This window comes from Trichormus variabilis 0441, from assembly GCF_009856605.1.
GTDB classification, from domain to species: domain Bacteria; phylum Cyanobacteriota; class Cyanobacteriia; order Cyanobacteriales; family Nostocaceae; genus Trichormus; species Trichormus variabilis.
Genome location: NZ_CP047242.1, coordinates 1,354,718 through 1,379,872 on the forward strand (window position 1 = coordinate 1,354,718; position 25,155 = coordinate 1,379,872).

Sequence of the window (25,155 nt, forward strand, 5' to 3'; positions counted from 1 at the left end):
AATTATTCTGATTTGATTTGGTGAAAAATATGGTCAAATCTAAGTTTTTAATCTGGAATATCAGTATTTTATTGTGTTTATTAAATTTCACCGCCGCAAAAGCAGAAATCATTCCCGATACTACACTTCCTAATAACTCTACTGTTAGACCAGTGAGGAATATCCGAGTAATTGAGGGAGGTACTCAAAGAGGAGAAAATTTATTTCATAGCTTTAGGGAATTTTCTTTTTCTGCCTTAACTACTAATGTTACAGGAAATGTTGCTATTTTTAATCACAATTTGGCAGTACGAAATATTATTACTAGAATTACAGGTGGCTCACCTAGTTATATTGATGGTTTGATTACAGCTACCTCAGGTAGTAGAGCTAATTTGTTTTTGATTAATCCTCAGGGCATAATTTTTGGGGCAAATGCTAGTTTAAATATTGGCGGTTCTTTTGTGGCGACTACTGCAAATAGTATCAAGTTTGCTGATGGGATAGAATTTAACGCAACTACTAATAATAATACCTCTTTATTAACAGTAAATGTTCCTGTAGGGTTGCAATTTGGTGATAATCCGGGAAATATTGAACAGCCAATGGTTGCTAATTTACCTTTGGAATTGCAAGTAAGAGATGGCAGAACTTTAGGATTAATCGGTGGGAATTTATTATTAGAAAGTAGTCTTTTGGAAGCGCCAGGGGGCAGGGTTGAGCTAGGTAGTGTTAGTAGAAATGGCTTTGTCAGCCTCAGCCAAATTGATGATGCTTACGTTGCTGGATATTCAGGTGTACAAGATTTTGGAGATATCAATCTTGCGGCTGGAACTTTAGTTAATAGTGGTAGTGTACCCATGCAAGATAGTGGTGGTGCAATTCAAATTCAAGGAAGAAATGTCACTATTGATGATTCACTAGTTTTTACGGTTAACTCTGGTTCGCAAACAGGAAATAACCTCGTTGTTAATGCTTCTGAATCTTTAAAAGTAGGTGGCACTTCTAATATCTTGACTATTGCTCAGGCTGAAGGTAAGGCGGGAGATATTTGGATTACAGCTAAAGATTCAGTAGAATTAAGGGAAGAATCCTTCATTGGTTCACAAGTCTGTTCTTTAGGTGGAAATTGTGCCAATGTGACAGGTAATGGTGGCAATTTGACCATTGAAACCGGGCGACTTTTGCTAACAGATGGTGCGGGAATAGAAGCTTCTACGTTTGGTGCAGGAAACACGGGAAATATTTTAGTTAGAGCTACAGATTCTATAGATTTAAGGGGAGAAAGTCCCGATGGTGATATTCCCAGTGGAATTTTCGCGCAAGTTTCCCCCGATGCTCCCGGAAATGCCGGTAATACTGGCACAATTACCCTACAAACTAGACGGTTGAATATTCAAGGTGGCGCACAAATATCTAATGTTTCTAGGTATGGAAGTCAGGGGGGTGATGTCTTGATTAATGCCTCAGCAGGTATTCAAGTGAGTGGTGCTTCCCAATTTACTACAGCCTCATCTTTAGATATTTTTCGTAGTGGGATTTTTGCTGCAACTCAAGCAGGAACTACCACCAATGACAGCACATTAAATATCAATACTGGATTACTGACTGTAGAAAACGGAGCCAGGCTAACAGCAAATAACTTAAATATTGTAGGCGATCGCCTAATTGTCCAAAATGGGGCAGAAGTTACCGTGGCTGGAGAGTCGGGGAATTTATCTATCAAGGCGCGATCGCTTAAACTAGATAACCAAAGTCAATTAATTGCTCAAACTACCTCCGGTAATGGTGGCAATATCACTCTCAATCTCAGCGCTATATTGCGACTACGCCTGAATAGTCAAATTTCTACATTTGCTGATGGTAATGGTGGCAACATCGAAATTAATAGTCCTTTCATTGTGGCAACTCCCAATGAAAATAACGACATCGTTGCCAATGTGTTTGGGGGTGCAGGGGGTCGGGTGACAATCAGTACTCAGAAATTTCTTGGTTTAGTTGTGCGTAATCGAGGCGAACTTGAGCAAATTTTAGGGACTACTGACCCAAATCAGCTTGACTCAGGATTTCTACTAACCAATGACATTGTTACTTTCTCACAGACCAGCCCATCTTTAATAAGTACGGCCACAATTAACAGGCCGGATGTAGACTCGCGTCAGAGATTTGCTGCGTTCCCCACAAATCCCATCAATACATCCAGGCTAACCCAGGTTTGTAGTTCAGATAGTAGGAAAAAACCACGACTGAAAGACAGTTTTCAAGGAGAACGGGAAACCAAAAATTCCCCCAGTCCTCACCATTTGTTAACAATCAGTAATTTTACCCCCATTGATGTTGTGGATAACCCTGATTCCCCTAAAATTGTGGAAGCACAGGGATGGGTGATCGATACTGATGGCAATATTACCTTAGTTGCTCCAGTTCCTACTGTTAATCATCACTATCCCTGGTTTTCGTCCACCATCTGCCATATTCATGAATAAAACTACTAGGGTCTACTATCCTGATTTTGTTACAGGTAGAATACGGAAGATAAAAGGTAAGCTGTTCAAGTTCTTACGTTTGGCTTTGTGTTTTCTGTTGGCGTTGATCTGCACGGTGAATTCGCCAGTGCTGGCAAGAGTAGTCACCTCAACTGATACCGCACAAGTCACTTCTACCATCTCCCTAGTAGAACAGGGTAAAGCCCTATACGATACAGGCAGGTTTGCCGAAGCAGCGCAAATATTACAGCAGGTGGCGCAGGAATATCAGCAAAAGGGTGAAAATCTCAAATTAGCAGCGACTCTCAGTAACTTATCTTTAGCCTATCAGCAAATAGGTGAGTGGCAACAAGCACAGCAGGCGATTACAGACAGCTTAAATTTACTTGAGGGAAAAGAGCAGAACCCCCAAGTATTAGCCCAATCATTAGATATTCAAGGCCGTCTGCAACTGGCGATGGGTAAACCAGAGGCAGCTTTAAGCACTTGGCAGCGCACAGCCAAGATATATCAACAAACTAAAAATTTTCATGGCGAAGTGCGATCGCAAATCAATCAAGCCCAGGCATGGCGGACACAAGGCTTTTATCGTCGGGCGGTGAAAGTTTTACTAGAAGTTAGGCAAAAATTACAATCACAGCCAGACTCCCTAGAAAAAGCAGTGGGATTGCGATCGCTTGGTGATGCTCTGATGGTAGCAGGGAATTTAATGGACTCCCGCACTACCTTAGAACAGAGTCTAGAAGTTGCCAAGCGCTTGGCAATACCTGGGGAAATTGCAGCTAGTTACTTTAGTTTAGGAAACAATACCCGCGCTAAACTGCAAATATCAGAAGCGATCAACTACTATCAACAAACAGTAGCCACATCCCCCTCACCTTTAACGAAAATTCAAGCCCAAATCAACCACCTCAGCTTGCTGCTGGAGAACGAAAAATTTACGGAAGTTGCCACTCTGATTCCAGCAATACAAGCCCAAATCAACCAATTACCCCCTAGTCATGCGGCTATCTACGCCGAGATTAACTTTGCTCAAAGTCTCATGAAACTGACGAGTTCCGACAACCAAGGGCGGAATAAAAATGTTCCATCAGCACCAAGCACTCAGGATGTAGCCAAATTATTAGCAACCACTATCCAACAAGCCCGCAGTTTGGATGATAAACGGGCAGAAGCCTATGCAATGTTGAGTTTGGGGAATTTGTATGAACAAAACCAGCAATTGCCAGAAGCCAAAAGTCTGACCCAACAAGCCTTAATCTTAGCCCAGGCTAGTAACGCGTCAGACATTATCTATCGCTTGCAGTGGCAGTTGGGGCGGTTGCTATGGGCGCAAAAAGATATGTCTGGTGCGATCGCCGCTTATGATACAGCAGTAGAAAGCCTAAAATCCCTACGCAGTGACTTAGTAGCTGTCAATCAAGATGTGCAGTTTAACTTCCGTGACAGTGTAGAACCCATCTATCGGCAATCGGTGGAGTTATTGTTGTCATCCCAGCCAGAAAAAGTTAATGACAAAATTCTCGATAAAGCCCGTCAACGGATTGAAGCATTGCAATTGGCAGAATTAGATAACTTCTTTCGGGAAGCTTGCTTGCAAGGCGAAACAGTGTTACTCGATCAAGTGGTAGACCAAGATAACCCCACAGCGGCGATTCTCTACCCGATTATTTTGCCAAAACAGATTCAGGTAATCGTTAAGATTCCCCACAAACCTTTGCAACTTTACAGCACTAATGTTGAACAAAGAGAAGTTGACGAAGTTCTGAGCGAACTACGCAAAAACCTTGTTCGTCCCACAGCTAACAAAAACGTCAAAACTCAGTCGCAACAGGTTTATAACTGGCTCATCAAACCTATTGAATCAGAATTAGCAGCTAGTGGGGTAAAAACTCTCGTGTTTGTTCCCGATGGTTTATTACGCAATTTACCACTAGGCGCACTTTATGATGGACAGCAATACTTAATAGAAAAATATGCGATCGCCTTGAGTGTAGGTTTGCAACTCCTCGACCCCAAACCCCTACAACGAGGAGACCTGAGAGCATTAACGGCTGGACTCACTCAACCCCCACCAAACTACCCCAACTTTGCCCCATTACCTGCAATCAAGTCGGAAGTAGACTTAATTGCTAGCGCAGGAGTTTCCATTACGAGTTTATTCGACCAGCAATTTACCCGCGAAGCACTAGAAAAAGAAGTCAACACAGAACCATTTAACGTAGTTCATTTAGCCACACATGGCCAATTTAGTTCCCGTGCTGAAAACACCTTTATTTTGGCAGCAGATGGGCCAATTAACGTTACCCAGTTCGATACCTTGCTTCGCAGTCGAGAACAAATTCGTCCGAGTGCAGTAGAACTATTAGTTTTAAGCGCTTGTCAAACCGCAGCCGGAGATAGTCGCGCTGCTCTTGGTTTAGCAGGAGCCGCAGTCCGCGCCGGCGCACGCAGCACGGTAGCATCTCTGTGGCAAATTGATGATGAATCAACAGCTTTATTGGTTGGTGAATTCTATCGAGAACTCAAAAACAACAACATCACTAAAGCCGAAGCCCTCCGCCGCGCCCAACTAAAATTATTACAACATCCCAACTACAGCGCCCCAAGTTACTGGTCTGCCTACGTGTTAATTGGTAATTGGTTGTAATATTTAGCAAATAGAGATCAGGTTAACTATCAGGGCTGATTTAGGGAACATTAATACTAATAACATCAGAAGTTCTTGTGGTAGCAGAAAAGCTTCTGATGATTTAATTTGCTCGGAGATTAATCACTATGTTTCCTGAATTTCAGCATCAAGAATTGCAGTCTTGTTGCCAGCAGGGCGATCGCCTAATGGTAGATTTACAAAAGACACAACAGGAACTTAAAGAAACCCAGGGTAAATTATCGCTAAAAAAATCTCTCAAAGAAATAGCAGATATCAAATTTGCCTTAGACCAATCGTCTATTGTTGCTGTAACAAATCATCAAGGAATTATTGAATATGTAAATGATAAGTTTTGTCAAATATCTCAATATCAGCCAGAAGAGTTAATTGGCAAAACTCATAGAATTATCAATTCTGGGTATCACTCCCCAGAATTTTTCCAACAAATGTGGTTAACTATCAGCCAAGGAAGAGTTTGGAAAGGCGAAGTTAAAAACTTGGCGAAAGATGGCACATATTATTGGGTAGATACAACTATTGTCCCCTTGTTAGATGAGCAGGGCAAACCTCAGCAATATGTGGCTATTCGCAATGATATTACTGCTCGCAAACAAGCAGAAATAACTTTAAAACAATCCCTTAAAGAAATAGCAGATATCAAATTTGCCCTAGACCAGTCGTCTATTGTTGCTGTAACAAATCATCAAGGAATTATTGAATATGTAAATGATAAGTTTTGCCAAATATCTCAATATCAGCCAGAAGAACTAATTGGGAAAACTCATAGAATCATCAATTCTGGATATCACTCCCCAGAATTTTTCCAACAAATGTGGTTAACTATCAGCCAAGGAAGAGTGTGGAAAGGTGAAGTTAAAAATCTGGCGAAAGATGGCACACATTATTGGGTAGATACAACTATTGTCCCCTTGTTAGATGAGCAAGGCAAACCTCAACAATATGTGGCTATTCGCAATGATATTACTGCTCGCAAACAAGCAGAAGCCGAACTCAGCAAGCAAGCGAAGGAACTTGAACAAGCGTTAAAACAACTACAACTTACCCAACTGCAACTTATTCAAAGTGAAAAAATGTCTTCTCTAGGTCAATTAGTAGCAGGTGTGGCTCACGAAATAAATAATCCAGTGAACTTTATTTCCGCTAATCTCAAACACGCTTGCCAATATACTCAAAACCTATTGAAAATGATTCATCTTTATCAAAATTACTACCCAGAACCAGCCTTAGAGATTGCAGAAGAAGCTGAACATCTCGACCTAGAATTTTTACTCGCAGACTTGCCAAAACTTTACTCTTCGATGACACTGGGAGCAGCCCGCATCAGCAAGATTGTTACTTCTCTACGTACATTTTCGCGTCTTGATGAATCTGATTTAAAAGCTGGTGATATACATGAAGGTATTGATAGTACATTAATGATTTTAGAACACCGTCTGAAATCCCAGCAAAATCGACCTGATATTTTAGTTATAAGAGAATATGGTAATTTGCCTTTAGTTGAATGCTATGCTGCCCAACTCAACCAAGCATTAATGAATATTTTAATCAATGCTATTGATGCTTTAGAAGAAAAATATGAACAAGAAAACTATCAGCAGGTGACACCTACTATCCATATCTGTACAGAGATATCAAGTTATAAACAAATAACTATCCGCATAAAAGATAATGGTGTAGGTATGTCAGATGAAGTAAGACAAAAAATATTTGACCCTTTCTATACGAGTAAACCTGTAGGTAAAGGAACTGGTATGGGTTTGTCTATCAGTTACCAAATTATTACTAATAGACATGGTGGGTCTTTAGAATGTATTTCTTCTCTGGGAAAAGGCGCAGAATTTATAATTGCAATTCCCATTCACCTGATGAAAAATACATAGAAGTGTCATCTTCAGAGATAATTGGTATTACATTATTTAACTCTCAAAAATCGGTGTGTTGCTGAGAACAGTCCAAGTGCGATCGCCTACAATACCATCAACTTTTAAGTTATTTCGTAGTTGAAAAGATTTAATACCTGCTTCTGTAACGAAGCTAAAATCTCCGTCAATCAATCCTGTATAGTATCCAGCATTCTGGAGTCTTTGTTGCAAGGCTTTAACCAGTTCACCTTGACTACCATATTTCAAAATAGGTAAATCAATTGCTCGTCCTTCATATAAAGCTTGCCAAGTTTTATAGCCAACAATTCCATCTTCTGGGATAAAAACCCGATGCTGAAATAAAATTATGCCCCCAACTGTTTCTGAATCTAAAACCCCATCAATAGGCCCAGAATAACAATAATAATTCCTTAACAGCCTTTGTAATTCTTTGACTACCTCTCCTGTATCACCTTGTTTGAGTGTTGGTTGATTCTCAGGCGCTTTACTGTTAGTTATATCAGTCATAGTTGTCATGCTTAGTACTCCATATTGAGCGATTTGTATACTAAAAAGTTAAATTTATAAGCTCAATTAAAAGTTCACTCAATCTGAGTGATTTTTAACTACCCCAGTAGTTAACCCAGTAGTAGGATGGCAAAATATAGTAATCCGTTCTGGTTTCTGAATTGACCCACTTGGGATAAGAATAGAGCAAAATGATTTTTGATGGGTAAGGAGCTTATTTAAAAATCAAACATTAGTCCTACATTTGACCAGGAGAATCATAATTTAGCTGTAATTGTTTTAACAGGTAAAGGCTACAAAGAAAAGATGATAAATGAAAAAATTTTGCGTATAATTCGATGCAAGTATTGATCTGGCAGAGAATATGGATATGTAGAGTAGTAACGCAAATAATTACATAAAAGCTGATTAAGATGAACCTGCAATTTATCATTGCTGGATGATGCGGTTCTAGAAGCGATACCCCGCAAGATTTTTAGGCATTCTAGAAGTGTGACCCTCAGTAAATTTAACTCAACATACTTCACTACAAGGCTTACTAGTACAAGTCACTTACCGGGTCGTTAGAATGTCAATAAGAATGAAAACTTGATACAGTCGGCATTAAAGAAATTGAAATTAATTTGCAGTTTGCATGGTTATTAAATAATTGAGCCGATATCTTATCAGATTGTTGCCAATAAATAATTGGGGAAATTGGCTGAACCAAGGCAACAGTAGTTGACTGTTGACTATGGACTAATGACTATGGACTAATAACTAATAACTAATAATATGACTAATAATATGACTACTCTCCAAGTTGCTTCTTCCCTGAATGACATCGCTCAACAAACTCGCCAAGCCGCAAGTTTACTGGCGATGCTGTCTACCGAGGCAAAAAATCAAGCGATCGCTGCTGTCGCGCAAGCTTTAGAATCTGCAAAGGAGGAAATCTTACAGGCAAATATTGCGGATTGTGAAGCGGCTACGGCTGAAGGTATAGCCAAACCACTATACAAGCGGTTGCAGTTGGATGAACATAAATTAAGAGATGCGATCGCTGGGGTGCGAGATGTTGGTAAACTAGCAGATCCTATCGGACAAGTACAAATTCAGCGTGAACTGGATACCGGTTTAGTTCTCAAGCGCATAACTTGTCCATTGGGAGTGTTGGGGATTATTTTTGAAGCCCGTCCAGAAGCAGCCATTCAAATTATCTCCTTAGCTATCAAGTCGGGTAATGGCGTAATTCTCAAATGTGGGAAGGAAGCTGTACGTTCTTGCGAAGCCATAGTCAAAGCTGTGAAACAAGGGTTATCAACAACAGATGTCAATCCTGATGTAGTACAGTTACTCACCACTAGAGAAGAAACCTTAGAACTTTTACGCCTAGATAAATATGTAGATTTAATTATTCCCAGAGGTTCTAACTCTTTTGTGCGGTTTGTTCAAGAAAATACTCGCATTCCCGTACTTGGTCACGCCGATGGCATTTGCCATGTATATATAGATAAGTCCGCAGATATAGAGAAAGCAATTGCTGTGAGCGTCGATGCAAAGGTGCAGTATCCGGCTGCTTGTAACGCCATTGAAACCTTACTCGTCCACCACTCAATTGCGGCGGAATTTTTACCAAAAGTAGCCCAAGCCTTAGCTGAACGTCAGGTGGAATTGAAAGGAGATGAACGGACTTTGCAGATATTACCTGAGATTGCGGCGGCCACAGCCATAGATTGGGAAACAGAATACAGCGATTTTATCTTGTCCATTAAGATTGTAGACTCATTAACAGAGGCGATCGCTCATATCAATCAATACGGTTCTCGTCATACTGATGCCATTATTACCGAAGATGTGGCAGCCGTTGAAACCTTCTTTGGCTTAGTCAATTCAGCCGGAGTTTTTCACAACTGTTCTACTCGCTTCGCTGACGGTTTCCGCTACGGCTTTGGTGCGGAAGTAGGTATTAGTACTCAACAAATGCCCCCCCGTGGCCCTGTGGGTTTAGAAGGACTGGTGACATATAAATATCAAATGACAGGTACAGGACATATTGTCGCCACTTACACAGGGGAAAATGCCAAACCTTTTACTCACCAAGATTTTTAGACACAATTATCTGTAGGATAGGTGGCGATAGCGCCACCCATCATCTTGTAAATCTGGGGTTCCGTTTTTATTACCTATTTCTCGGCTACTGTAGAGTTTTCGCTAACTTCATAAATATTCTGTCAAAAGTTGGGAACTATATAGACAATTACACTAGTAGCAGTTGAGGTAATTGTCATGGCTGAATTGTTGAAAGGTTGCGTAGCCATACTGAATCAAGCGGCAAAATGAGACTAGATTCGGTTAACATATTTTTTTTAAGTGAAAATACTGATAAGACTTTAGTTAAATTCTGTTAAATTAACAGTGCTAATTTAGCTTTTATGAATTAAAAGTTACTCAGAGGAATATCACTTTTTTGGTATTTAACTTCTGTTGATGAAACCTTCCACAAGCCGTATTTCTCTCTGTAACAGAGTTAATAAATTTACTAAATTTTACACCTAATTGGGGATTAAATTATCGTAAAACATATACTGTACGAGTAGTTTATGACAAATACTTTTCAATAAAGCTTGTATTTTATATCACCTATTTAGTTAACCAATTCATGATAGGACTTTTGGCGAAGCTTCCGCATCAACTAAGTTGACACCTATGGAATTTATCTAAAGTAAAAGCAAAATGAGTACAACTCCTATAAATAACTACAGGTTAAATCATAAACTACATCCCCTATCTCTCTTAGCTCAACTCACCAGTCGTCACGCTACAGGATGCTTACGTGTATTTACAGACACTACATCTTGGACAATTAATTTAGAAGCGGGTAAACTTACTTACGCTTCCTACTCAGATAAATTATTTGAGCGTCTTGATAATCAACTGCGGCGCTTAAGCCAAAAAATACCTACCCTGAACAGCGCTACCCGTGTACAAATGCGGTTGATGTTTGAACCCAAGAGTGAAGGTCAATCCATCTTATATGTAGATTATCAGGCGATTTGTTGGCTGGTAGATCAGAACCATATTAACCCCAAACAAGCCGCCATTTTGATAGAAGAACTAGCAAAGGAAGTAATAGAGACATTTTTAGTCATTAAAGAAGGAAGTTATGAATTTTTCCCTGATATTACTTGGGAAGAAATGCCAAAATTTTGTTATTTAGATTTGCGTGTATTAGTTGAATATTGCCAAAAACAATTGCGACAACGCCAACCTAAACCACCATCTGTAAATACGGGTGGTGGTTCACAAGTTTTGCCATCAACCAGACCCGCCTCATCTCCATCATCACCACAAAATCATCCTGAAAATAGCGAAAACTCCCAGCCAATTAATCCTCCATCTCTAGTTAGAAAAACTTTATATACCATCGCTTGTATCGATGATAGTCAGACAGTCTTAAATTCCATCAGAAGTTTTCTCGATGAGAATGTCTTTACAGTGGTGACTATTAATGACCCTGTGAAAGCTTTAATGCAAGTTCTGCGGAGTAAACCAGACTTAATTTTACTCGATGTGACAATGCCCAATTTAGACGGATATGAATTATGTTCCCTATTACGGAGACATTCAGCTTTTAAAAATACGCCTATTATTATGGTGACTGGTAGAACAGGATTTGTTGATAGAGCTAAAGCAAAAATGGTCAGATCCTCCGGCTATTTAACTAAGCCTTTTGACCAGTCAGAATTATTAAAAATGGTGTTTAAACATATTACTTAAATTGGGAGATTGAAGAGTGAGTATTACCTTAGTTGGCAAAATTTTGATTGTTGAAGACTCACCCAGTGAATTAGAACTGATGAGTCGTTATTTACAAGAGAGTGGTTATGACGTAATTAAAGCTGCTGGTGCAAAGGAAGCTATAGAGAAAGCTTTATTAGAAAAGCCTGATGTCATTGTCACTGATGTTGTCATGCCTGGAATGAGTGGATTTGAGTTATGTCGTTCCTTAAAAAAACATCCACTTACAGAAAAACTCCCAATAGTAATTTGCAGCTCTAAGAATCAAGAGATAGACCGTTTGTGGGCAATGAAACAAGGTGCAGATGCCTATATTACAAAACCGTATACCCGTGAAAATCTGCTACGTACTATTAAATCTGTAGTGCTTTAAATCAATGGATAACTCTCAAATTTTAATGGCTACTCTGTTACCTCAAAATAAATCAGGAGATGGTTATCTAAAATTTTACCTAAATCAGCAAAGTGCTGCTATTTTAGCGATGAACCATACCCAAGAAGCAGTTCTTATTTCTGCTGAATCTATTACGCCTATGCCAAATATGCCACATTGTGTCTTAGGTTTAATGAATTGGCGTAGTCGGATAATTTGGGTAATTGATTTACCAAAAATGCTCAATTTAGAATCATTAGAAAACCGGGTACATCAATATAGTGTCATTGTGATTAAAGTAGAATCAACAATATTGGGTTTAGTAGTACAAGAGATTAAAGGCATAACTAAATTTATGTCTGATGAAATTCGTTCACCTATTGGACAGGTAGCATCTAGTTTGGTTCCTTATTTACGTGGTTGTGTGACACAACAGGAAGAAAACTTTCTCGTGTTAGATGCTCAAGCAATTGTCAATTCTTCTGTACTTATTGGTAATCAAAATTATCAATAAAATATTTTCTGTTCTGATTAATTATTTCCCCTAACTGCAATTATGATTAATAAAACCGACATGGCTAAGAGTGATGATGCTCAAAATCAATCATCATTGATTTCTCCTACACAAGCTGGTAATGGTATCGGACGAATCTCCAATAAGCTGAGTCATCTTGTTAATCAGCAGAATTTAGGAGTTTATTACCAACGCTTAAGCTTAAAAACCAAAGCCGTAGTTTTAGCAATCGCACTCGGTACACTCCCCATCTTAACCGTTGGGGCGATCGCCTATAACTTACTCAATAAATCAATTATCCAACAAACGTCTCAAGCTCAACAAACAGCCGCCACTAAATTAACCGACACAGTTAACCGCTTCATGTTGGGACGTTATGCAGATATTCAATTTATTTCCCGTCTACCATTTTTAGCCAATCCCCAAGTTAGTAGTAAGACAAGCAAGGAGGAAAAACAACTAGTATTAGATAGCATTATCGAAATTTATCAAAATTACGAAAGTATAGCTGTATTTGATATTCAAGGAGACGTAATCGCCCAGTCTACGGGAGAAATTTTATATAACCAAAAAGGTCAAAGTTATTTTCAAGAAACACTCCGCAAAGAAGCACCCCTCATTCAACAATCAGAACCATCAAGTATTGATATAACCGCACCAATCAAAGATATTACCACAGATCAAATTATCGCTGTGGTCAGAGCGAAGATGCCCATCAAATCCCTAGAAGCGGTCATCAAAGACTATGCAGTTAATGGCAATACATATAATTTACTTGATACTTCAGGGATAATCTTCCTCAGCCCAGAAAAAGAACTATTAGGTAAAGAAGCCAAAGCCAATTATCCTGATTTAGCCGCACGTCTAGATGGTAAAAAAGTTGCTAGTTTCCTCACCACTCCCAAAGTTAATAAAAAACCCGTATTACTTAGTTACGTACCACCGCAAAACTTAGCAGGACTACCAGACCTGAACTGGCAAGTTCTTTTGACCACTGATGCAGATGCTTTATTACTACCACAACGACAACTATTGTGGACAATTCTTTTGGGTACAGCATTTGCAGCTTGTGCAGTAGGAGCGATCGCAGCTTGGTTAGCTAACCGTACCATACAACCCCTATCCCAGGCGACCACCACCTTAGCAAAACTCGGTCAAGGTGAGTTCCCCAGCCGTATAGAAGTAGATAGGGAAGACGAGTTAGGCGTATTGGCTACCAATATTAACCAAGTCGCCGAACATCTGCAAATTGCGGTCAAACAAAAAGGATTTGTCGTGACCAACCCTGACCAGGAATGGCAACCACAAGATGTTTTACAATTACAACTCTTGGAACTACTCAGCAATGTGGAAGGTGTCGCCAAAGGTGACTTAACAGTCCGTGCAGACGTGACGGCTGGCGAAATCGGTACAGTGGCGGACTTTTTCAACTCCATCGTCGAAAACCTCCGGGATATCGTCACCCAAGTTAAACAAGCAGCTGGTCAATTAAACACAGCTATTGGTTCCAACGAAGGCGCAATTCGTCAACTAGCAGAAGAAGCCCTCACCCAAGCCACCGAAATCAACCGCACCTTAGACGCAGTTGATAAAATGACCCATTCCATGCAGGCCGTAGCCGACAGCGCCCAACAAGCCGCAACCGTGGCTAATCATGCAGCCTTTACCGCCGCCAAGAGTGGACAAGCAATGGACTTGACCGTACAAAACATCTTGTCCTTACGCACCACTGTTGGCGAAACGGCCAAAAAAGTCAAACGTCTGGGAGAATCTTCACAACAAATTTCCCGCGTCGTCTCCATCATTAACCAAATCGCCACCCAAACCAACCTCCTCGCCATCAACGCAGGTATCGAAGCCGCCCGTGCTGGAGAAGAAGGCGAAGGTTTTGGAGTCGTCGCCGAAGAAATTGGCGAACTAGCTGCGAGAAGTGCAATTGCTACCCAAGAAATTGAGCAAATTGTCGAGAACATTCAACGGGAAACCAGCGAAGTTGTCAAGGCGATGGAAGTAGGAACTACCCAAGTGGTAGAAGGGACAAGAATTGTGGAAGAAGCCAAACAAAGCCTTGGTCAAATATTAGATGTATCCCGGCAAATCGATTCTTTAATACAATCAATTTCTACTGCTACAGTATCGCAAGTAGAAACATCACAAACTGTTAACAGACTTATGCAGGATATCGCCTCTGTCTCACAACGCAGCAGCGATTCCTCCCGCCTCGTAGCCCAATCCCTCAAACAAACTGTAGAAATTTCTCACCAGTTACAAAAAACTGTGGGTACTTTTAAAGTGAGTTAATTCATAGTCCAAAGTCCATAGTTCAAAGTCCATAGTAAAAACAAAGGTTGTTGACCATTGACTATCGACAACTGACCACTGACAACTGACAACTGACTAAAAACCATGTCAAAAGATAAAGAATTAGAAATCCAGATGCAGTTTCTGGAAGAAGCTACAGATTACATTAATACTCTAGAAGGGGTATTACTAGAAATCGACACAAGTCACCGCATTGACTTAGAAAAAATTAACGGCGCATTACGCGCTGCTCACTCAATTAAGGGCGGGGCAGCGATGATGGGATTTCGCGCTTTAAGTGATTTATCCCATCGCTTGGAAGATGCTTTCAAGGTTTTAAAAACCCGCAAAAATTCCCTAGAAATTGATACCAAATTACAAAGTTTATTACTTTCTGCTGTTGATTGGTTACGGCAAATTGTCCAGTTATTAGGAGAAGGAAATGCCGTAGAAGAAGATTGGTTAGCGACATTTTGTCACCCAGTCTTTGATGAATTGCGCGATCGCCTCGGTGACCCTACTCCAGAAGATGCTGCAACCATGCTATCACCAGAAGAGGGGCAAGATATCATTCCTCTATTATTTGAATCAGAAATCGAAGGATGTCTCCAGCGTCTAGAGTCGGTATTGGCAGATCAAAACCAACCTTGTTTACAAGAAGAAGTCGCCATCATGGCGGCGGAATTGGGCGGTTTGGGGGAAATGTTGCAGTTACCAGCTTTTACCCAATTATGTGAATCTATTAAATATCATATAGAAAATGCTAACGGTAATGTCTCAGAAATTGCCCAATTAGCTTTACAAACATGGCGGCGATCGCAAGCTTTAGTTTTAACAAATCAACGTGATAAATTACCAACAGAACTTCAGTTTGGTGAATTAGTTCACATTCCAGTATACACTCCATCTCTACCACAATTTCAGGCAGATAAATTATCGGAAACACCTATAGAATCTAATTTTATTCCTGAAGATTTGACAGTATCAAAAAATAATAATCATCATCCCCTCAATATTATTGATTTCCCCGAAATACTGACAGAATTTGCCAAAGAAAATATCACAACAGATTATACATTAATTGCCAACAAAGACCGTGAACATCAAGAAAATACAGTCCGAGTTCCTAGTAAACAATTAGAAGAAATAAATGATTTATTTGGTGAATTAATTATCCAACGTAATGGGCTGAACTCCCAAATTGAAAGATTACGCAAACTTGTACGCAACTTAAACCAGCGTGTCCATACCCTAGAACGAGAAAATCAAGAATTGCGGACAATTCACGAGCGAAAAACCACCAAAGACTTGGTAAATGCTCATCATGGGGCAGAATATCCCCAGACCCAAGACCCAGAGAGCGAATTTGATGCCCTAGAGATGGATCGCTATAATGAGTTAAACTTGCGATCGCAAACAGTAGTGGAAACTATTGTCCAAGTCCAAGAAGTCACCACAGATATTCAACTCAGCGTTGACGACACAGACCACGTCGCCCGTAAACTCAATAAAACATCAAAACAATTACAAACCAAGCTCAACCATATCCGAATGCGCCCCATGTCGGACTTAGTTGAGCGTTTCCCCAGAGCCATCCGCGATTTAAACGTAGAATATGGTAAAAATGTTCAATTGAAAATTACAGGTGGTAACACCTTAATTGAACGCAGCATTTTAGAAGCCTTAAATGAGCCGTTAATGCACTTATTAAGGAATGCCTTTGATCATGGTATCGAAGAATCTGCCACCCGTCAGGCATTAGGCAAACCAGAACAAGGCTTAATTGAAATTACAGCCACACACCGCAGTAATCGTACTATCATCACCATGCGCGATGATGGCCGGGGCATTTCTTTAGATAAAATTCGCACCCGCGCCCAAGGAATGGGGATAGATGCAGCTTTACTAGCCAACGCCACCGATGAAGAACTCCTATCACTAATTTTTGAACCAGGGTTTACCACCTCCGAACAAGTCACCGCCTTATCTGGTCGTGGTGTGGGGATGGATGTAGTGCGTAATAACCTCAAACTAGTACGGGGCGATATTACAGTTGATACAGAATTAGGCGTTGGTACAACCTTTACCTTATCAGTACCATTTACCCTTTCCATCGCCAGAGTTTTGCTCATAGAAACCAACAAAATGCTGTTAGCATTTCCTACCGATGTGGTTTCGGAAATCTTCTTATTGCAAAACGAGCAAGTATTCCCAATGGCAGGAAATGAAGTCCTTAATTGGCAAGGGACGATGCTCCCCCTAATTCGCCTCGGTCGCCACCTAGAATTTAACTGTCCCCGCTACGATAGCCCAGAACTAGAAACACCCCCAGCAATTAACGCCCATAGCGTCTTAATAGTTAAAGGCAATAATCAACCAGTTGCTATATTGGTAGACCGTTGCTGGGGTGAACAGGAAGTTGCTATCCGCCAAGTCGAGGGCAATATACCCTTACCCCAAGGCTTTAGTAATTGCACCATTTTAGGTGATGGTCGAGTTGTGGCATTAGTTAATACCAACGAACTCCTGTATAAAATTGCCACCAATCAACACCCCACCAAAAATCTTCAATCATCATCAGCTACACTAAAAACGCCCTTCCTCTTCTTTGATAGTGCCAAACTACCAGCACCCCCCACTCAAAACAAAGGCACAATTTTAATCATTGATGACTCCATTAATGTGCGTCGCTTCCTAGCATTAACTTTAGAAAAAGGAGGATATCAAGTAGAACAAGCAAAAGATGGTGAAGATGCTTGGGAAAAATTGGAGAGTGGCTTAAAAGTGAAAGCTGTAATTTGTGATATTGAAATGCCACGCCTTGATGGCTACGGCTTTTTAGACCGGATTAACTCCAACGTGGACACAAAAAATATCCCAGTAGCCATGCTCACCTCTCGTAGTAGCAATAAACATCGGCAACTAGCCATGCAGCTAGGCGCTAGAGCTTATTTTTCTAAACCTTACAATGAGCAAGAATTACTCGGTACCCTAGAAGAACTAATCTTTAATGTAGCGGTAAGTAGTTAGGGCGTTTTTGCATCAGGGGATGAAATTTGATGTGCTGAAATCAACAAGCCCACACTAATTGTCTTTAATTTTTCATTGAAGCGTAAAGCCTGCGGCATAGTTTCTCTTAACGGGTAGCGTCTCGTAGAGAAGCGACTTGACTGACGTACTCAGGTTGTCTGTTGAGACTAAGTATAAGAGGGTCAATAACGTCTTAAATACTGGAAACAGTTTAATTTTGGGGCTAGTTGCCTACATAACTGTTTGCATAAAGTTCCTAAACGGTAACATTTGCGAATCCAATCTAAAGCAGAGTATGGCACAGGCAGTCGCAGTGGGCGTAATACGGGCAGGTATAACCAGTAATAAGCCTTTTTGAGATTATGCCATTTTGAACAAGGTTCTTGATGCAGAAAATCAGAAATGTCTACGACTAATCCTCTACCTTCGTGCATTATGACATTACGACCGTGGACATCGTGAGGGTAAAGTCCACGACTTTGAGCATATTCAAGAGCTTCATCAATATCCCTGATCACCTGTTTGGGAATCGGTAAACCCAAGTGCATACAATCGTAGAGTGTTGTGCCGTAAAGACGTTTCAAGACTAAAAAGCCATCTTGGGCATACAAACACTCAGAAAATGCCGGATGAGAACCTAAACGATGATAAACTTCTACTTCCTCTTCATAGCCCGGCCGTCTTGGAGCATAAATTTTGACCACAAACTCAGGGTAATCAGGGTGATAAACTACGGCTGCGTAATTTCCTTTGCCTAGCAGTAGCCAAGGTTGTGGAACATAAGTGACCTGAATTAAGTTACGCGGATTGACACTTTCAATTTGTAAACTAGGTAGTAGTTCTTGATAAATGCTTTCTTGAAAATGCGTTGGCAGTGATTTGTTCATGTCGGCAGTACATAGCACCAAACAATAAGATACACTACCTGATTAATATGGACTATTACGGCAACATTACAGGCTTATTTTGATATTTCTCATTGTTTGTTGATTGGAGAATTTCTTTTACCGCTACCCTATTTTGAGGAGCAGATTTGCAAAAGTAAATTAATTTGGTGTTCGACACCAGATCCAACGCCACTTAACCATCTTTTGAGGCGATCGCTCTACTACTTAAAGAAATGCTGTACGAAAAATCACGACTCATTTTGGCTTGATCCGGTCTTTGGTGCTGTGGTAATTATTGGGGGAAGCGAATGGAGAAAGCAGTACCGCGATCGCACTCTAAAAGAATCTTGCCTTTGAGTTGTCTGACTAGGTTTTTGACAATTCTTAAGCCTAAAGAGTTGGCATTTTCCCAATCTAATGTTTCGGGAATGCCAATACCGTTATCTTTAACTAAGAGAGTTAATTGATTTCCTGGGACTGCTTCCAGGGAAATAGTAATATTATTGTCTTCGTTTTGTTCTGGAAATGCGTACTTCAGACAATTAGAAACTAACTCATTAATGATTAATCCGCAGGGAATAGCATTATCTAGATCCAATTTAATGCTATTTGTTTCTATATTGATCCTTATATTCTTTTGACTGACCCCGTAGCAACGAAATAAGCTATCTGTCAGATTTTTGATGTAGTCGCTAAAGTTGATTTGATTAATGTCTGCCGACTGATAAAGTTGCTCGTGAATCAAAGCCATCGACTGTACACGATTTTGAGATTCTGTAAATAGCAACAAAGTTGTTTCATCAAAGGAACGTCTAGATTGCATCCTGAGCAAACTAGAGATTATTTGCAGGTTGTTTTTTACCCGATGATGAATTTCTTTGAGTAAGGTTTCTTTTTCATCTAGCGATCGCTGTATTTGTTCTACCGCTTGTTTGCGTTCACGATGTGCGGCTTGCTGTTCGCTAATATCAGACAATCGTACTAAATTAATACCCTTACCAGCTACAGTAATTTGTTTAGCAGCTAAATTTCCCCAGAAGAAATTACCTTTGCGGGTGGCATATTCAATTTCTCGACTCCACCAAGATTTTTGATTCAGTTCCTGTGTAATTTCATCCAATTGTTCGGGAGTAAATTGGTAACGTTGTAGTGTATTACCTTGAATATTGAGTAATTCTTCTTTATTGGCAACTTCAAACAAATCAACCGCACGATCATTACAATCAAAAATCAATTGCGTATCTCTATCTACTAAAAAAAGAGCATCGGCTGATTCATTAAAAATCGCTTCTCGCAAATCACGATGGTGAATAACTTCTGACTCAATTGTTTTGCGGGTAGTGATATCTGTCAAGCTACCTATATAACCCAAGATTGTACCATTTAGGTCGGTTTCGGGTACTATCTGGATGTAGAACCAAGTGATGCTACCATCTGGACGTACATATCTGACTTCCCGCCGACAAGTTTCCGATAAACCACATTGTTTTCCGCAGAGGCCAGCACAATCTACCACCAGGTGATAGCGATCTTCTTCATGGATATTTTCTAACCATCCCTTCTTCAATGCTGCTTGTGTTGGTCTACCTGTCATTAAACTCCAACGTTCGTTGACGTAAATACAATTACTAGCAGTATCAAGCCGAAAAATAGCAACGGGAGCCGCTTCTGTCAAGGTAGCATAGCGCTTTTCACTTTCCCGTAAGGCAGCTTCTACTTGTTTGCGCTCAGTAATATCATAGTTAATCCCGACCATGCGTAGTGGTTCGCCCCACTCATTGCGTTGAACTAAAGCGGAGGCTTTGATAAAGCGGATATTGCCATTTTCAAGAACAATCCGAAATTCTGTATCAAATTCTCTGACTCCCTTTATGGCATCTTCAAAGGCCATCATTGCTTCATCTCGATCATCTGGATGGAGCCTATCTATCCAATCTTGGTACTTTGCCTTATTCTCAGACTGTTGTAAATTATATAGTTCATACATTCGGTCATCCCATTCCGCTTCCTGTATCATATCCCAGTCCCAAATACCAAGATTGGCTGAACTGACTGCCAAGGTCAATCGGTCTGAAAGGTTACGTAGTCGTTCTTCTGTTTGTTTACGCTCGGTAATGTCTAGGATAGTGCTGATTAACTGGTATGGTTGCCCATGAGTGTCTAATATGACTTCGCCTCGTGATAGTAAATAACCCAAACTGCCATCAGCACGATAAAAACGATACTCTAGTTCATAAGCTTGTCTTTGTGTAATAGCTTGATGTAAGACAACATCGCGGTAGTTGCGATCATCCGGATGAATACAATCAAGCATTTCGTCGTAACTTGGTGTCCCGGATTCAGGATGGCGGCCAAATATGCGAAAAACCTCTTGTGACCAGATTAAGTTGTGCGTTGACAAATCCAGTTCCCAACTACCCAGATGAGCAATCCGTTGTGCCGCAGCAAGAGTAGAGGTATTTTTGCGAAGTTGAGCTTCTATCTGTTTTTGTTGAGTAATATTTTTGGCAATTCCCACACCACCAATAGGCTTTCCTTCTTGATTAAACATGGGTTTAACCGAGAGAGCCACAGGGAAACGCGAACCATCTTTACGAATAAAAGTCCATTCTAATTCATCACTATCTTGCTGGGTTTTGACCATGAAATCTTGAGGGGTAATTTCTCTACCCATCTCTTGTTTCAGTTCATTCATCCGTTGTCTGAGTTCCTCTGGCTCATGAAAGCTGTTTGGTGTTAACTTACCAATCACCTCATCGGCTGTGTAACCCAACATCCTTTGAGCAGCAAGGTTAAAAGTTTGAATTATGCCGTCGGAATCGGTAGAAATGACTGCATAATCGATGCTAGAAAGAATTGCGTGTTGCAATCTGGAAATGTTTAATAACTGATTTTCTGTCTCCTTGCGTTTAGTAATATCTGTTGCCGAGCCGCTCATGCGAATGGCATTGCCTGATTCATCCCATAAAGCCTGACCTCGATCTAATATCCATATATAGGAGCCATCTTTGCGCTGTATCCGATATTCTTCTTGGAAAAAGGGTGTTTTGTGAGCTAAATGGTCGGCGATCGCCCTCATAATGCGATCATGATCATCAGGATGAATCCGGCTTAACCATGATTCTCGATTTCGGCTCAGTTCCTGACTGCTACAGCCCAACATTTCTTCCCAACGAATCGAGAAGAAAACTTCATTAGTTGTGATGTTTCTGTCCCAAATCCCATCATTGCTGCCTCTTAGCGCTAAATGCCAGCGTTCTTCGCTTTCCCTTAAAGCGGCAGTACGTTCTGCCACTCTCGCTTCAAGTTCTTGATTAAGCTTTTGTAATGCCTGTTCTGCCCGAATTTTATCGCTAATATCAACTGCTACACCACCAATCAATAATTCCCCCGTAGTCCCAGGTAAGGGGAATTTATAGACTAAAAAATCCCCCAATGTACCGTCCAATCTGGGAGCCTTCTCAATGGTTTCGAGGATTTGTTGCGTCTGTGCCACCTGGTGAATGTTATCCAAAAACTGCTGGGCTATTTCTGGGGCATAAAGCTCAAAAACTGTTTTGCCCATGACATTCTCTACTTTGTCAAATGGCAATTGAAAGGTACGGACATAGGTCTGGCTCAGATAAAGTATTCGACCGTGGTCATCGGTAATCCAGGAAGCTGAGGGGCTGTTATTCATAAACGCCTGAAACCGCCCTTCACTCTCTTGGAGCTTTGATTCCGCCTGTTTACGTTCTGTGATATCAAAATCTATACCACTCATTCGCAGAGGGTTACCGTTTCGGTCGTAGAACACTTTACCTCTACTGAGCGCCCAACGTGGCGTACCATCAAGTTTAATAAACCGAAATTCGATGTTGAAATCTTCTCTGTTATAGACAGCACAATTAATGGATTGTAAAACCCTCTGCCGATCATCTGGGTGTATCAGCGACACAACCGTTTCAAAATGACCATTGAAGCTCCCTGGAACCATACCAAATAGTTTTTCCAAATTCTCCGACCAGTGAATTCCACCTGTTTGAATATTCCATTCCCAGTTACCCATACACGCAGCGTCTAGAGCCATAGTTAATCGCTCTTCATTCTGCTGTAAGGCTGCTTCTACTTGCTTTCGTTCGCTAATATCTACACAGGAACCGATATAACCCAGAAACTCTCCTTCAGTGGTGAACCGAGGAGTGCCTGTATCCAAAATCCAACAATATTCGCCGTCAAAGCGTTTGAGCCGATATTCCATTTGAAAATTTTGGCGGGTATCAAAGGCATTGACATAAATGTCTAAGCAATCTTTTAAGTCATCGGGATGTACTCCTTTCGCCCAACCATCACCGACTTCTTGTTCTAAGGTTTTGCCAGTAAAATCTAACCAAGTTTTATTGAAGTAGTAGCAAAGTTTATCAAGTCCCGACATCCAAATCAGTACGGGAGCAGTATCAGCCATCTGGCGAAAACGTTGTTCGCTCTCGCGCAGAGTTGCTTCCACTCGTTTTCGTTCTTGTAGTTCTGTCTGTATTTGCGCATAGGCACTTGCTTGCTGAATAGCGATCGCTATCTGCACCGCCAACTGCTCCAATAAGTCCAGTTCAAATGACTGCCATTGATGGGGTGCAGCACATTGGTGAGCAATTAATAATCCCCATGATTGATTTGTCACCATAATGGGTACTATCAAAGTGGCTTTAACTTGAAACTGCTCTAGTAGTTCTAAATAACAGTTCGTTAAGCCTGCCTGATAAACATCATTGATCGCTCGTTTTTTTACTTGATGGTTATGTCCTGCACTATCTTGAAAGCACCTATCTTCAATTTGCGCTCCTTTCGTGGCTATCCAACCGGGAAGTATAGACTCTGCAACCACAATTCCACTCATATCGGGTTGAAATTGATAGATTAGTACCCGGTCTGCTTGTAAAAACTGGCGCACTTCCGCGACTGTGACACTCAAAATATCTTCTAGCTTCAGGGATTGCCTAATTCTTAAAGCGATCGCCACCATTAGTTGTTGCTGTTGCCGACTTTGTTCTAACTGTCTTGTCAGCAGCATCCGTTCTACAGCATAATGAATTGCACTTTGTAAGGTTTCCGGGGTAAGAGAATTTTTCACCAAATAATCTTGAGCGCCATTTTTCATCGCACAGACGGCGATACTTTCGTCCCCTTGTCCTGTGAGCATGATCACAGCAGATTGGCTATTATTTAGGTGTTCCCTAAGTTGTTGTAAAAACTCTAATCCATCGTAGTCGGGCAGTAAATAATCCAGCAAAATTACATCTGGTGTCTGTTGCTCACACCATGTCATTGCCTCTTGTGCTGTCTCCAATTGAAAAATCTCATAGGTATGTAATCTATCCTGCTGCAAAAAAAAACGATATATCTCCCTATCTTCGGCGCAATCATCAATCAGTAAAATGGTTAGAGGGAAACGTTGATTCATAAGCTATATACAAAAAGGCGATCGTCTTTCGTTAAAAAATTGAAATTCTCTATTTGCTGAATAAAAAGTTCTTCTTAAATCGAGCTATATCTAAAATAGATTAGTAAAAACAGAGCTAGTGAAATCCCTAGCAATATTAATAGTTACAAAAGTCTTTCTCCAGTTGTAAACTAATTCTTCAATTCTGGGTCAAAATGTAAATATTATCAACAAAACTTTAACATACATTGAAAAATCAACTAGAATCTGATGCAGTAAGCCATCACGCTTTTAAATTACATAGTCACTTGTATGTTTTGTTGACTGGTGACAGTCAATTGTCAAGCATTAGCAGTCTACAGCTAGCACGAAAAAATATGCAAATGAAAGCAAGGGCAGCTTATCTGACTTTTTGCTTCAAGAAATAAGCACCAATCAACCAGGTTTTTTCTTGATTCCTAACTACACCAGTTAATTTCCTACATCCAAGCAGATGATTATAGGTAAAGTCAGGCGCAAAAATTCTTTAAAAATGCTTCTCATTTGAAGTTTTTAGTTTAAATATTTTTGTATATTGTTTTATGGACATAGGAGATAATTCACCTAAAATATAATCATCTTTTCCTGAATTAAAACGAATTGGATTTTTTTAAAAACCATATTTTTCAAATAAATAATTAAATCCGACATATTATTTAACATAATAGAATACTAAAGATATCTCCAGTAATGACAAAAATTTTAGTAATTGAAGACCAAGAAGAAATTCGTAGCATTATTGTAGAAATGCTAACTGCGGAAAATTTCTATGTTATGGACGCAGAAAACGGACAAGTCGGGATTACATTGCTACAGACAGAAATTCCCGATTTGATTATCTGTGATATTGCTATGCCAAAAATAGATGGATACGAAGTTGTTACTTGGTCACGGGAAAATCCAGAGACTGAAGCCATTCCTTTTATATTTCTTACAGCTAAAGCTTCTCAAAATGATATTCGTCAAGGTATAGAATTAGGTGCAGATGATTATCTGGTAAAGCCATTTACAAGAGCCGAATTACTGGGAGCAATAACAGCTAGATTAGAGAAACAAGAAATAATTAATAGACAAACACAACAAAGACTCCATAAATCTTATATTTATCTGACATCGACAATTAGAAATGAGGTAAATAATCCTCTTAATTACATTACATCGATATCAGAGAAGCTCATCAATGACTATGAATTTATGAATCGGGAGGAAATCTTAAAAAAGATCAAAGAAATTTATAATTTAAGCAAAAATTTTCAGGATGGAAACCTGAACAAGCTATAAATCTA

13 protein-coding genes are annotated in these 25,155 nt (G+C 40.2%); 10 read left to right on the forward strand and 3 right to left on the reverse strand.

All coding sequences use genetic code 11. The features are described 5' to 3' along the window. The first annotated feature begins 29 nt into the window (after positions 1–29). From GSQ19_RS05390 to GSQ19_RS05400, 3 genes are all read left to right on the forward strand, one after another. Positions 30–2,465, forward strand: a complete 2,436-nt coding sequence (locus GSQ19_RS05390; RefSeq protein ID WP_011316951.1) for a two-partner secretion domain-containing protein — start codon at positions 30–32, stop codon at positions 2,463–2,465. Beyond that, the gene (locus GSQ19_RS05395; RefSeq protein ID WP_011316952.1) at positions 2,458–5,115 is read left to right on the forward strand and encodes a CHAT domain-containing protein; all 2,658 of its coding nucleotides are present in this window, start codon (positions 2,458–2,460) and stop codon (positions 5,113–5,115) included. The genes GSQ19_RS05390 and GSQ19_RS05395 overlap by 8 nt, the downstream gene beginning before the upstream one ends. A 128-nt stretch (positions 5,116–5,243) precedes the next feature. Then, the gene (locus tag GSQ19_RS05400; RefSeq protein ID WP_011316953.1) at positions 5,244–7,019 is read left to right on the forward strand and encodes a PAS domain-containing sensor histidine kinase; all 1,776 of its coding nucleotides are present in this window, start codon (positions 5,244–5,246) and stop codon (positions 7,017–7,019) included. A gap of 36 nt (positions 7,020–7,055) precedes the next feature. Here GSQ19_RS05400 and GSQ19_RS05405 read toward each other — a convergent pair whose 3' ends face one another. Next, complete coding sequence (locus GSQ19_RS05405; protein ID WP_011316954.1) at positions 7,056–7,538, reverse strand: peptidoglycan-binding domain-containing protein; 483 nt, start codon at positions 7,536–7,538, stop codon at positions 7,056–7,058. A 777-nt stretch (positions 7,539–8,315) separates the two neighbouring features. Here GSQ19_RS05405 and GSQ19_RS05410 point away from each other — a divergent pair. The 6 genes from GSQ19_RS05410 to GSQ19_RS05435 all read left to right on the forward strand — a co-directional run bounded on the left by GSQ19_RS05410 (position 8,316) and on the right by GSQ19_RS05435 (position 17,527). After that, positions 8,316–9,620: a glutamate-5-semialdehyde dehydrogenase gene (locus GSQ19_RS05410; protein ID WP_041456549.1), complete on the forward strand. Its 1,305-nt coding sequence runs from the start codon at positions 8,316–8,318 to the stop codon at positions 9,618–9,620. A gap of 624 nt (positions 9,621–10,244) precedes the next feature. After that, a complete protein-coding gene (locus tag GSQ19_RS05415) occupies positions 10,245–11,288 on the forward strand; it encodes a response regulator (RefSeq protein ID WP_011316956.1) in 1,044 nt (347 codons plus the stop codon). Between the two features lie 16 nt (positions 11,289–11,304). Beyond that, positions 11,305–11,682: a response regulator gene (locus GSQ19_RS05420; RefSeq protein WP_011316957.1), complete on the forward strand. Its 378-nt coding sequence runs from the start codon at positions 11,305–11,307 to the stop codon at positions 11,680–11,682. 4 nt (positions 11,683–11,686) lie between these two features. Continuing rightward, entirely contained in the window at positions 11,687–12,196 is a 510-nt protein-coding gene (locus GSQ19_RS05425; protein ID WP_011316958.1) for a chemotaxis protein CheW, read from the forward strand. Positions 12,197–12,238: 42 nt separating this feature from the next. Beyond that, entirely contained in the window at positions 12,239–14,497 is a 2,259-nt protein-coding gene (locus tag GSQ19_RS05430) for a methyl-accepting chemotaxis protein (protein ID WP_011316959.1), read from the forward strand. 105 nt (positions 14,498–14,602) lie between these two features. Next, a complete protein-coding gene (locus GSQ19_RS05435; RefSeq protein ID WP_011316960.1) occupies positions 14,603–17,527 on the forward strand; it encodes a hybrid sensor histidine kinase/response regulator in 2,925 nt (974 codons plus the stop codon). Positions 17,528–17,709: 182 nt separating this feature from the next. On the opposite strand, the gene GSQ19_RS05440 is transcribed toward GSQ19_RS05435, so the two are convergent. Together GSQ19_RS05440 and GSQ19_RS05445 are read right to left on the reverse strand one after the other, a co-directional pair. Further along, positions 17,710–18,414 carry a serine/threonine-protein kinase gene (locus GSQ19_RS05440; RefSeq protein ID WP_011316961.1) on the reverse strand — a complete coding sequence of 235 codons (705 nt, stop codon included), beginning with the start codon at positions 18,412–18,414 and terminating at the stop codon, positions 17,710–17,712. Positions 18,415–18,706: 292 nt separating this feature from the next. Further along, the gene (locus tag GSQ19_RS05445; protein ID WP_011316962.1) at positions 18,707–23,851 is read right to left on the reverse strand and encodes a PAS domain S-box protein; all 5,145 of its coding nucleotides are present in this window, start codon (positions 23,849–23,851) and stop codon (positions 18,707–18,709) included. Positions 23,852–24,559: 708 nt separating this feature from the next. Here GSQ19_RS05445 and GSQ19_RS05450 point away from each other — a divergent pair. Next, entirely contained in the window at positions 24,560–25,150 is a 591-nt protein-coding gene (locus GSQ19_RS05450; protein ID WP_011316963.1) for a response regulator, read from the forward strand. Positions 25,151–25,155: the final 5 nt, after the last annotated feature.

Excerpts from the sequence above, each read along its gene's own strand:
- GSQ19_RS05390 (WP_011316951.1), top strand. The coding sequence starts at position 30 with ATGGTCAAATCTAAGTTTTTAATCTGGAATATCAGTATTTTATTGTGT.
- GSQ19_RS05395 (WP_011316952.1), top strand. The coding sequence starts at position 2,458 with ATGAATAAAACTACTAGGGTCTACTATCCTGATTTTGTTACAGGTAGA.
- GSQ19_RS05400 (WP_011316953.1), top strand. The coding sequence starts at position 5,244 with ATGTTTCCTGAATTTCAGCATCAAGAATTGCAGTCTTGTTGCCAGCAG.
- GSQ19_RS05405 (WP_011316954.1), bottom strand. The coding sequence starts at position 7,538 with ATGACAACTATGACTGATATAACTAACAGTAAAGCGCCTGAGAATCAA.
- GSQ19_RS05410 (WP_041456549.1), top strand. The coding sequence starts at position 8,316 with ATGACTACTCTCCAAGTTGCTTCTTCCCTGAATGACATCGCTCAACAA.
- GSQ19_RS05415 (WP_011316956.1), top strand. The coding sequence starts at position 10,245 with ATGAGTACAACTCCTATAAATAACTACAGGTTAAATCATAAACTACAT.
- GSQ19_RS05425 (WP_011316958.1), top strand. The coding sequence starts at position 11,687 with ATGGATAACTCTCAAATTTTAATGGCTACTCTGTTACCTCAAAATAAA.
- GSQ19_RS05430 (WP_011316959.1), top strand. The coding sequence starts at position 12,239 with ATGATTAATAAAACCGACATGGCTAAGAGTGATGATGCTCAAAATCAA.
- GSQ19_RS05435 (WP_011316960.1), top strand. The coding sequence starts at position 14,603 with ATGTCAAAAGATAAAGAATTAGAAATCCAGATGCAGTTTCTGGAAGAA.
- GSQ19_RS05440 (WP_011316961.1), bottom strand. The coding sequence starts at position 18,414 with ATGAACAAATCACTGCCAACGCATTTTCAAGAAAGCATTTATCAAGAA.
- GSQ19_RS05445 (WP_011316962.1), bottom strand. The coding sequence starts at position 23,851 with ATGAATCAACGTTTCCCTCTAACCATTTTACTGATTGATGATTGCGCC.
- GSQ19_RS05450 (WP_011316963.1), top strand. The coding sequence starts at position 24,560 with ATGACAAAAATTTTAGTAATTGAAGACCAAGAAGAAATTCGTAGCATT.